Below are 10,387 nucleotides of genomic sequence, written 5' to 3'. Positions count from 1 at the left end.
GCATTGCTTAGAATCAGGTCACAGCTAAAATCATTCAATTTCATATTCTTGTATTCATCTGTAAGTTTTGTACAAAGGAATTTCTTCTCTTCTTCTGTTACAATTGTCTTAGGTGGCACTCCACCGAAGAAAGCCTTTGTGCCATTCTTCTTAGCTTCCGCTTCCATTTTTTCTTTTGTTTCTAAATTCTTCTTTTCTTGCGTCGCCCTCTTTTCAAGAATGCTCACAACTTTTGGGTCTTCTTTATACTTTTCTAAGATATTATTTAACATCGCTCTATTGTATGCACAGCTGACGTCATAAGCAGAACTTCCTTCTGAAACTAATTTCTCAAGATCAGCAATTGGCGTACTTAGTGATATCTTCTCTTCTAGTTCATAACATTGATTCTTCTCTGGTAGGATACTACTCTTACACTGCTCAAAGTTTCTATTGGACTTTATAAGCTTATGTTTTCGGCCTAAACAGTTATCGACGATTCTCGCATCACCATCTTCAATGGCCTGTGAAACTCTTTTAGCGACCTCATTATCATCAAAGGTACAATATAGCTCTTGTCCAAGCTCTCTTCCTAGCTCGTTATTATGCTCATCCATACTTGTATCTTGCTTAACATTGAAGTCCGCATATTTATTCGAATTTTTCATCTCAATCTGCATGAGATGTTCTTGTATATTGAAATCTGTCACCTTACTCGGAGACAGAGACTTATCGCCTTCAAAAACAATTTTTTGCTGACTAGGTTTAATCTTATGTTTCTCATCCTTTTCTTCGTGAGCATCGATAAACTTGGCTGCAATATCTTCAAAGCCAAATCTTGCACTTAGAGCATTCCATGCAATATGCCTAAAAGCATCGCCCTTACCTAAGTAACCAGCATTCTCGCGCTTTATCTCGCTACTATCTCTGATCAGTGATGCATTATAAAGCCCCTCTAGGTTTTGGGCCTTTTTCCCATTGAACATTACCCACAATGCACCTGCAGGATTTTCTTTTACGACTTCCTTTTCATAGTCATTAAGACTTGCTAGCGAGCCTATATTATTAACGAGATACATTTTCATCTGCTCATATTCACCAGGAGCATACTTCTTTATTTTCCTAATAGTCATTGCTTCCATATTCCATGAATCATCATTTTCAATCTCTAAGAAAGTCTTTCGAACTATTTCATGATAATCAGAGCGTAAGAAAATATCCGGCTCCATTAAATCAGCTAACGACAGTCTCCCATTCTCGCCACATCTCCCATCCCCAGAAGAGAATCGATAACCACTCGTCAGAATACTTGAAATTCCACTCAATAAGAATTTTGATACTTTCCCGCAGTCTGCATAAGTATTTAGAGAAAAAGAAAAAATAGACAATATTAAGAATATCTTCATATAAATTTTATCGACATTCTCGTAGCAAAACATGAGTACGTAATAGTGTCGATAAATGTTGAAAATACAGAAGATAACCGAGAATTCCTGTCAACTACAGGTGTTCTAATTGCCTTGTCTAAAGAAAAAGTTACATATTCTTAGAGAAGTTCCTTATATTAGCTTTTACAAGGCGCATATTTGCATGGATCTTATCATGTTTAATATCATCAAACTCCAATGCCTTTTTATAATTCTTCAAGGCCAATTTAGAGAGTTTAATGTCTTTTTCAATCCAAGACTTTTCATGATATGCGCTTCCTAGATAAAAATAAAATGTACTAGTATAGTCATTGTTTTCTTTCATTTTTTTTGAAGATTGAAGTAACCACTTAATAGCTACATCGTATTCCTTATTTTCGAGTCGCCACATACTTATCAGTGCAATTTGCACTCCGACATATGAGATAAATTTAGGAGATTGACTATTTATTCGATCAGGCGACAGAGCTTCTATAAAATACTCACGCGCTTTCTTGTAACTCTTGTTTTTAAAATAGTATTCAGCAATTAATGTTTTAACTCTTCCGCTATTTGCGTTAGATTGCTCAACCTCTATTAAGATATCGAGTATAAGCTTATTATTTCCGAGGTACTTTTCAATAACCTTTGTAACAAGTTCGACATTATAATCAGTATAGAAATTCATTTTTCTATACTTTAAAATAAACTCATGTGCCTTATCTTTCTTACCATCATCAAAAAGGTTTCTTGCTTTAACTATATACAAGAAAGCAAGCTGATCTTGAGCAATTCCATATTTACGAATAGAAATAGCCTTCTCATAAAGCTCTATAGCTTTATCGTAATTCTTTATATTTAAGTAAGCGAGACCAAGATTTCCAAAATCCCAGGCACTATTAGTATCTAATTTTATGATAAATTTTCTTATCTTAAGAACTTGTTGGAAGTTGTTCGGGTAGCTCAATGCTAATAAATGAAGACAATTTCGTTTTTGATACTTATTCATAGCGAATTTAGAGCACTGCTTATAAGTAATTTGAGTTTCCTTATAATTTTTCAAACCATTATTATAATCCATCGTAAGAAGAGCATCTTGATAGTGAAATTCTTGATTGTTTGAATCAATATTGAATCCTCGAAATTTTCGTAATGCTAACTCAGCACGTTTAAAGTCTTTTGCTTTTATGTATAAGTTAGTGAGATCGGCCCATCCTTTCCATCTAACTTTTTGTAATTCAATAGCCTGGCCCATTATTTGATAACTAGAAATTATATTTTCTCTCTTATATCCAACCCCTTCATTGATATAACCTTTTCTTAAGGTAACCCATGCCTTTACGACTAAAGCTTCATACACATACTCTTTTCGCTTTAATAAAATATTTGCAAATGTATTCGCATCATTGAGATCTGAATTATCACCGCTATATTCCTCTCTTAATTTTGATAGCTCATTTACAATTTCTTTGGAATCTAGATTTTCATTTATTGAACTCTGATTTGAGCTACAACTAATAAGTGAAGTAATTAGAAATAAGCATATAGTACACAGTCTTAACACTCGCATTCATTCTCCTAATAATATCTAAGTACTGGAAATATCGGAATTATCGAACAAGTTCTTGAAAACATTTTTTATGTACTGCTTACCTTAAGAATAAGTGGCTTAGTAATTGAAACTATAGAAGGATTAACTTCCCCCTTAACCGCGTAAAATTAACTCCAAGATAAAAAGTACCCAGCAATCATTAGAAGCCATCCAACGAAGTAAAAAATAGAGTTCTTTTGGTCCATAAGATCACAGCCAAATGAGATAAGCTTTTTGTGCTTTATTATTGAAAGTTTGGCCTTTAGAAAAAGTCCTAAGCCTATGAATGAAATTATGAGTCCCCAAAGATTAGGTTCTCTGTCTTTAATGTATTCTAGATAATATAAAACGATAAGCAGCGGAATTGTCGGAGCAACTAGAGCGGCATGTATTTTTCCAATAAAAGTTTGTGTATACTTATATTCCATAGACTCCTCTAGATGAGAAAGCGGATAAAGACAATAATTAGAACTATAACAAGTAGCCACAGCTCCCAAATATTGAAAATTAATTCAAACATATCTTTTTTAAATTCTTCTTTTGATTCTGGTCCGAATCTGAATTCACCGTCTTTCATAATGGTATTTTATCATAGATTCAAACAGTCTAAGTTTCTGAAATCAAAGCATAATCCAAATTCGATCCTAAGCACTCTTGCCCAATCTCTCATTGAGCACTAACATATTACCTAGGTGATTTTTCACGCCTCCCCCCTTCAAAGGGAAAGCACTAGAGTGCAGAATGAATCGATTTTCTACATCTAACCTTTAATAAGGCTAGGACATAAGAAGGGATTGTTTTTACGGCCAAGTTGGAGGTTTCAGATGAAATTATCATCACCTATTTTCGTTTTAAAAAGTCATGCCAAAAAGTTGAAGAAAGAGCAAGGCATTACCATGTCCGAAGCGCTAGACCAAATTGCACGCAAAGAAGGCTTCTCTTCTTGGTCACTACTGATGTCCAAGTCCCAAGAACTCTTGCCACAAAAGTATAGCGACGTCTTAGACTACTTAAACAATGGCGACCTTATTCTCATTGGAGCAAGACCGGGCATGGGAAAAACAAGTTTTGCCCTTGGCCTCTTCGTTCAGGCCATCAATGCCAATCACACTAAAAGCTTCTGCTTTACACTGGCCCACACTCACAAAGAATATGCTGCTCGTATTGGAACTTATGACCAAAGCATTGGCGAAAATAATGATCGCTTTGAACTCAACTACTCCGATGACATCAGCGCCGACTACATCATCAAAAAAACAAAAGAAAAGATCGCTCCTGGCTCACTTATCATAGTGGACTATCTACAACTCCTCGATGAAAAGCGAACCAATCCACCTCTACAAACTCAGGCCGAGAAACTTAAAACTTATACAAAAGAAACTGGTGCAATCATAATCTTCATATCGCAAATCGTTCGTGATGTTGAAAACCGAATCGACAAACGTCCAACAGTGGACGATATACGTCTTCCTAACCCACTCGATCTAAGCTTAATAAATAAGATTATTCTTCTTTATCGGCTCAAGCGTGATTCAAAAATTGTTGACGTAACTTTCTCTGGAAAGAAAGATCATAGTTTTCAAGTTGGATGGGATGGATCTGAAGTTCGTTTTTTTGATTTGTAGTTGAGAAGAAGCTGTGTGCTTTAAATTTGCGTTATGCAAAGATAAAGCACATGGAATATAATTACTGGAATTCACAAATATCATACTTGAGTTGTGTGCATGTCTTACCTCTTGCACGCCTAACCCTTTTAATCTTTGTTCTAATTAAGTCTTTATATATTTCGTTTGTCTCTTCTTTATACAAAATATTCAAATAATCTAGCATCGTCATTTTTCTGCCACGCGTGTCTTCAATGATCCAATTAACGTCATAACCTGCATCGAGTAGTGCTTTAATATCGTCATCATGTCCCTTATATAGAACAAAATAAATAAAGGACCTACCATAACAATTGATACTAGTTCCGTATTCACGAAGAAAATAGTAAGAGCTTTTACTTGGAATTTTATTTGAGTACTTCTTTATGAAACCTAAAGTTGTAGCACCACTATTCATATTCATAACAACTTCACATAAAACTTTAGTTTCATCATAGTCTAAAATAGACTCATTATTTGAACTTACATATTCAAAATCAGAGGCAATCACTCTCGTTGAGCAAAGCGTGAGTAGCGATACTAAAATAAAGAAGTAATTTTTCATAAGATACTCCCTATAGATAGTTTGTTTTTCAGTTCATAAATTCATTTTTCTAAATAAAAAGTATCATGATATTTAAATGCATATAGGACTAAGCTGAAAAACATGAACTATTTATCTGTAAAATATTTAGACAAAAGCTATTAATTTCAGACACTTAGATTTAACAAGTGGATTAAAAGTGTTATGCAAAGATAAAACACATGGAAGCTTATTTAAGGGAGCTCTTTATAGTGGCGTTGATCCAATCCAGATGCCTTGCAAGCGGAACGGCATAGAATGTCTTTAAAACATCATCACACTGAGGTGCGAGAACAAAGTATCCTCTTAGATTACGATAGTTTCTCTCAATGAAGTACTTTAAGTTTTCTGTTCCACCACTAACGAGAGCATGCAATTGATATTCGCCAGAAGCAGTAACTGAAAATATCGGAGCACCACTGTCCCCAGGACAAACCTTGTTATTCTCAGCTGGAAGATAAGAATTCGCCGGGCGATTTTTGAAATTCTTCTTTAATTTTACTTCAGACAAATACCATGGGGCCACGCCGCCTTGGCCATTTGAAAGTTGAGAAAGAAGCATCAAGGGTGCATTTGATTCATTCGAAATTAAAAATTTCTTATTCAGCTCTAAGGGAGCTTTTTTGAAATAATCAATAGATTCAGAAGGTACACGTTTTAAGAAAACAAGGGCAAGATCATATGTCTTCTTCGTTTTACTATTGTACTTTGGATGAATGACAATATTCTTAACTGGAATCCAGTCAGCAGATAGATTTCTCCCATCATAGAGCTTCATATGAAATAAGAATTCATTTGCTCCACCGACTACACAATGGGCCGCCGTAATTGCAACATCGTCTTCTAATAAAACGGCCTTACAGCCATTTACTGTACCAACTCGCATGAATTGATAATCATAAACCTCTTCTCCACCAAGAGAGGCATATGTGTTTAGGGATAAAAGAACTAGTCCTAACAATAGCTTTTTCATAATATTTTCCAATTATTTGCGATGAGATAGATTTAACACACTAATAATATTCACACGTCAAACAAATATAATCGTGAAAGATTTATATGTTACACGGCCCCTTGTTTCTCCTATGCCAAAGGAACCATTTTGGTGTATTAAATGAGCTATGAGTTTTACTGATCACCTGGTCCTCGCCCCCATTCGCGGCGTGACCAACTATGTTTATCGCAATGCCTTGGAGCAGACCTTTTCTGGCGCTGACAGTGCCATCGCTCCCTATATTGTGACGAAAGAATCAAACGAACTCAATCAACGTCAGCTTCATGATGTTCTGCCCGAAAAAAACCTTCTACCTACCACTGCTCAAATCCTCACAAAGGAAATTGATCAATTCCTCTATGTGGCCAATATCTATAAAGACTTTGGTGTTAAAAAAGTGAATTTAAATATGGGATGCCCTTACCCAATGGTGGCCAATAGAAAGAAAGGCTCAGGTCTACTCCTTCATCCAGACAAAGTAGAAAAGCTTTTAACGGGAATAAAAGAAAAATGTCCCATCGAATTTACGGTTAAGATTCGCCTTGGGCGTGAGGATGTCTCAGAAATTAAAGAGATCATTCCCATGATTAATAAATTAGAAATTAATGATTTCACAATCCATGCTCGCTACGGAAAACAAATTTATGTTGGCGGCGTAGATCTTGATGCCTTTGAAGAGTGTTTGCCTCTTTTAAATACACCTCCTTGTTATAACGGAGACATAAATACAGTCGAAGACTTCAAGGCCTATAAGGCAAGATTTCCACAAATTAATCGCTGGATGGTGGGACGCGCGGGACTTTCAAATCCAGCACTCATGGCCCAAATCAAAGGTTCTAAATTTAACGAACAAACCTATCTGGCAAAATTCATTGAAATGCATAAGCTAATGACTGAAGAATACCTTTCGATGGATAATGCTAAATCAGACTACCTACAAAAGATGCGTGGCCATTGGCTTTACTTCAAAGATATCTTTGAAAACGAGCACAAGGTTTACAAGAAAGTGAAGAAGGCTAAATCCATCGAGCACTACAATGATGTCGTTGAATGGATCTTTGAGCAGGATCTTAATTCTAATTTCATGGATTAATTTTTTTGTCATTACCTAAGTTACTGTAATCGTAAAAAAAGAATAGCGCGAACTAGGTTGAATAGAACCTCTCCAATCAATGATTTAAAACTAAAATTATCCTCTTACAGAGTATTATTTATTTTGTTTAACACACCAATTGAAAATATCGTTTGTCATTTTACTTAAAGGATTTCGATGATGGTCAACTTCATCTCTATAAGTATTAAAAATATACTTATATAATAGATCTTCAGTAATCACATGACCTTCATCATTCAACAAGTTTTTAGTATATGATAAATCAAAGAGTTTGTACTTATCAAAAACTTCAACAGCATAATCCGTAAATGGTTCATATCTCTCTTGAAGTTTTAAATCCTGGATTTGTTGATTAACTTTAATACAATCTAAACAATCCTCATGATTCTTAGAGCCGACCAATAACTTCTTTGGATAAAGAGGATCTTCCTTTGTAAAATAAAGTGAGAAGTTAAAGCATTTACTAATGTTATCTAAATGTGGATGTAGATGAGTATTGACAGAGAAAGCTGTGTTAGACTTACTCGAGGAATTACAATACTTACACGAGGGAACTAAATTATAGTAGCTTATCGCAAACATTGGAAAATCTGAAATAGGTAAAAAATGGTCCAACTCCGCTCGTTGAATTTTATTGTCACTTGAACCAACAACATAGATAAAATTAATATTACAATAAGGACAAACAAAAAGTCCCTTCTTTACCACTATTTCATACGCGTTCCAAGAGTATCCATTAGCTGTATAGCTCTGTTCGGTTAGATATTTATAAGGAAAAATCTTATTTATTATTTTTTTAAATCTATTGTCATTTTTTTTATATAAATCCTTAAATATATATTTAGGATTATTACCAAATTCATTATTCAAGTTTTCTAATTCTCTAGGCTTAGATACTAAAATATTTTCAAGCTGATTATCAATTTCCTTAAGAAGTGCTACATATTTTGATGCGTTTTTTCTATAATACTTATAATCAGGATAATCTCGTTTTTTTCCTCTTGTATAAAAGGTCATCATTTTGGAAGTATCTATTTTATTAAAGTTCGTACTTGTAAAATCTTTATAAATTGACTTCAGTACACCATGGTGAATTTCAAAATTTAAATCACGCTTTTGTGGAGATAATATTTGTTCAAATACATGTAGATATATTTGAATAAAATAACGACAACGCTTCTCAACGGCAAAGTAGTGATTATTAGCTGATAAGTCTCGATCTCTTATTTCAATCATTTTTTAAATCTTTAATCTCTTTCATAATTTTCATTAACTCTAATTCTTTTGAACGTATCAAACTCTGAACAGACAATTTGTTTTTAATTTTCCCCCAAAAATAATTACGTAAAATATTATCTGAAATTTTTGACACAAAAACTTCTAATTCATTAATATGTTTCTCTATACCTTCTTCAGACTCAACTAGCTTTAAATAGTGTTCAATTTTCAACTTAGCAAAGTCACCTACAAATCCATTTTTCAAGAAATATTCGTTTTTTAACAAATCGCCAATGTTTGCTGCAAAGCTATTTTTCAAACAAGGGCCACTACCGTTCCCAGGCTCAAAGCCGAGAATATTCACTGTGTCACCAAAAATATCACTTAGTACAAATGGGGAATGAGTTGCTAAAATTATTTGAATATTATCAATATTAGTTAAAAGCTTAGAAGTTTCTTTAAGAAAAGTAGTAATAAATGATTGCTGATAAAGAGGGTGATAAAAGGCTTCAATTTCATCTAAAAGTATTATTACATTTTTTTCATGCTCACTATCTTGCTCTATTAACGTATTTACATAATTAAGTCTGTAGAAGAGTTCGAACATCTTTTTCTCCCCAGTACTCATACCATCAACATAGAGACGAAGTGCATTTATTCCTCTAAACAGCTGTTTATATATTCTTAAAAACTCTACTTCATATTCGTCGAAATTCTCAAAGATTAATTTATCTTTATGAACATTCAAAGATTTAAAATCTTTACGAACAAATCGAAAATAATAATAGTCTTTAATCATTCTAGGGGCTCTGTATTCAGAGTTCTCAAATGCAGATAATAGCTCATCTAAATCATCTTCATATCTTGTTTTTCTATATTCTTTTGAAGTATAAAAACGAGATAGTAGTACATTTAGATAATCTACAAACAAATTAAATCTCTCTTCTTCAGTCGCACAGGACATCACATCCTCAAAAACTGCACACAGTATTACAATCTCATCTAAAATATCCCAAAAATCATAACTGCTAAAAACTTTAACATATAGATTATCAAAATAACTAAGTACTTCTTCAAAGTTTGATATAGTTGTTTTATCTTCGTAACCACTATCATCAGACAATATACGTTTCTCAAAACTACTTAAAAATTTAATTAAATTTCTAACTGTATCTGATGAAACCAGAAGGTTCATTCTTAATCTTTTTATATGTCCGGCATTTCCGTGCCAAATAACATACTGTAAAGCTAAATCTTCTTCAGCGTTAAAAAAACTTTCAACATCACCCTTTCGAGGATGAAGAAAAGATTCTGTAATTACAGCTCCTCCAGAACGAACGAGGAAATTAGTTGATATATTATAGTATGTATTTTTATATGTTGATCTTGTTTCTGCAAAGTAAGAGATGTGATCGGAAAAAGCAGGAGAATGATGTATAACTGAAAAGTTTAAATTTTGGAGATCTCCATTTTCCTTTGTAATCATTGTATCAAATGAAAATAAACTATCCAATTGACTATCAATACAATAAAGCCTTTTATCCTTTTCATAAACTACGACATACTTAGTATCCAACAAGGACTTTTTGTCATAGATAACTTTATATAAAAAATCTAATGCGGTTGTCTTCCCTGAAGCGTTGCCACCGACAATAGCAGAGACATCTTGAACAAAAGGTCTCGAATTATAGCGAGTATTATAAAACCCATTGATTGTATCATTTTTTTTGACAGAGAAAAACATCTTCTCTTTTTTCACTGTATAATTGCTTGAAAAATTGAATTCTTGATCTTTTAACACCTGATAAGAATTGATCCACATATATATTAACTTCAACTAAACTCCTCGTTTCATTACA

General features: G+C 33.6%; 10 protein-coding genes. 2 read left to right on the top strand and 8 right to left on the bottom strand.

The genetic code is table 11. The features are described 5' to 3' along the window. From ABMA79_RS02395 to ABMA79_RS02380, 4 genes are all read right to left on the bottom strand, one after another. Nucleotides 1-1,385, bottom strand: a 1,385-nt coding sequence (locus ABMA79_RS02395; protein WP_393089963.1) for a hypothetical protein, incomplete at its 3' end; no start/stop codon positions are given. Between the two features lie 130 nt (nucleotides 1,386-1,515). Further along, nucleotides 1,516-2,955 carry a tetratricopeptide repeat protein gene (locus ABMA79_RS02390; protein ID WP_393089960.1) on the bottom strand — a complete coding sequence of 480 codons (1,440 nt, stop codon included), beginning with the start codon at nucleotides 2,953-2,955 and terminating at the stop codon, nucleotides 1,516-1,518. A gap of 149 nt (nucleotides 2,956-3,104) precedes the next feature. Continuing rightward, nucleotides 3,105-3,404 carry a hypothetical protein gene (locus ABMA79_RS02385; protein ID WP_393089957.1) on the bottom strand — a complete coding sequence of 100 codons (300 nt, stop codon included), beginning with the start codon at nucleotides 3,402-3,404 and terminating at the stop codon, nucleotides 3,105-3,107. Nucleotides 3,405-3,412: 8 nt separating this feature from the next. Continuing rightward, entirely contained in the window at nucleotides 3,413-3,553 is a 141-nt protein-coding gene (locus ABMA79_RS02380) for a hypothetical protein (RefSeq protein WP_393056331.1), read from the bottom strand. 247 nt (nucleotides 3,554-3,800) lie between these two features. Here ABMA79_RS02380 and ABMA79_RS02375 point away from each other — a divergent pair, with 247 nt between their 5' ends. Further along, the gene (locus ABMA79_RS02375; RefSeq protein ID WP_393089954.1) at nucleotides 3,801-4,601 is read left to right on the top strand and encodes a DNA helicase; all 801 of its coding nucleotides are present in this window, start codon (nucleotides 3,801-3,803) and stop codon (nucleotides 4,599-4,601) included. A gap of 61 nt (nucleotides 4,602-4,662) precedes the next feature. Here ABMA79_RS02375 and ABMA79_RS02370 read toward each other — a convergent pair whose 3' ends face one another. Continuing rightward, nucleotides 4,663-5,184, bottom strand: coding sequence for a hypothetical protein (locus ABMA79_RS02370; RefSeq protein WP_393089951.1), 522 nt, complete (start codon nucleotides 5,182-5,184; stop codon nucleotides 4,663-4,665). 208 nt (nucleotides 5,185-5,392) lie between these two features. Next, the gene (locus tag ABMA79_RS02365; protein WP_393089948.1) at nucleotides 5,393-6,175 is read right to left on the bottom strand and encodes a trypsin-like serine protease; all 783 of its coding nucleotides are present in this window, start codon (nucleotides 6,173-6,175) and stop codon (nucleotides 5,393-5,395) included. Between the two features lie 148 nt (nucleotides 6,176-6,323). On the opposite strand from ABMA79_RS02365, the gene ABMA79_RS02360 reads away from it, so the two are divergent. Further along, complete coding sequence (locus tag ABMA79_RS02360) at nucleotides 6,324-7,289, top strand: tRNA-dihydrouridine synthase family protein (RefSeq protein WP_393089945.1); 966 nt, start codon at nucleotides 6,324-6,326, stop codon at nucleotides 7,287-7,289. Nucleotides 7,290-7,403: 114 nt separating this feature from the next. On the opposite strand, the gene ABMA79_RS02355 is transcribed toward ABMA79_RS02360, so the two are convergent. Both ABMA79_RS02355 and ABMA79_RS02350 read right to left on the bottom strand, forming a co-directional pair. Continuing rightward, nucleotides 7,404-8,546: a hypothetical protein gene (locus ABMA79_RS02355; protein WP_393089942.1), complete on the bottom strand. Its 1,143-nt coding sequence runs from the start codon at nucleotides 8,544-8,546 to the stop codon at nucleotides 7,404-7,406. Then, nucleotides 8,539-10,365, bottom strand: coding sequence for an AAA family ATPase (locus ABMA79_RS02350; RefSeq protein WP_393089939.1), 1,827 nt, complete (start codon nucleotides 10,363-10,365; stop codon nucleotides 8,539-8,541). The genes ABMA79_RS02355 and ABMA79_RS02350 overlap by 8 nt, the downstream gene beginning before the upstream one ends. Nucleotides 10,366-10,387: the final 22 nt, after the last annotated feature.

It is taken from the genome of Halobacteriovorax sp. HFRX-2_2 (genome assembly GCF_043196705.1).
GTDB lineage: Bacteria > Bdellovibrionota > Bacteriovoracia > Bacteriovoracales > Bacteriovoracaceae > Halobacteriovorax_A.
This window is presented reverse-complemented; position numbering and strand designations above follow the sequence as displayed.

Coding starts and splice junctions, on each gene's coding strand:
- ABMA79_RS02390 (WP_393089960.1), bottom strand. CDS start 2,955: ATGCGAGTGTTAAGACTGTGTACTATATGCTTATTTCTAATTACTTCA.
- ABMA79_RS02385 (WP_393089957.1), bottom strand. CDS start 3,404: ATGGAATATAAGTATACACAAACTTTTATTGGAAAAATACATGCCGCT.
- ABMA79_RS02380 (WP_393056331.1), bottom strand. CDS start 3,553: ATGAAAGACGGTGAATTCAGATTCGGACCAGAATCAAAAGAAGAATTT.
- ABMA79_RS02375 (WP_393089954.1), top strand. CDS start 3,801: ATGAAATTATCATCACCTATTTTCGTTTTAAAAAGTCATGCCAAAAAG.
- ABMA79_RS02370 (WP_393089951.1), bottom strand. CDS start 5,184: ATGAAAAATTACTTCTTTATTTTAGTATCGCTACTCACGCTTTGCTCA.
- ABMA79_RS02365 (WP_393089948.1), bottom strand. CDS start 6,175: ATGAAAAAGCTATTGTTAGGACTAGTTCTTTTATCCCTAAACACATAT.
- ABMA79_RS02360 (WP_393089945.1), top strand. CDS start 6,324: ATGAGTTTTACTGATCACCTGGTCCTCGCCCCCATTCGCGGCGTGACC.
- ABMA79_RS02355 (WP_393089942.1), bottom strand. CDS start 8,546: ATGATTGAAATAAGAGATCGAGACTTATCAGCTAATAATCACTACTTT.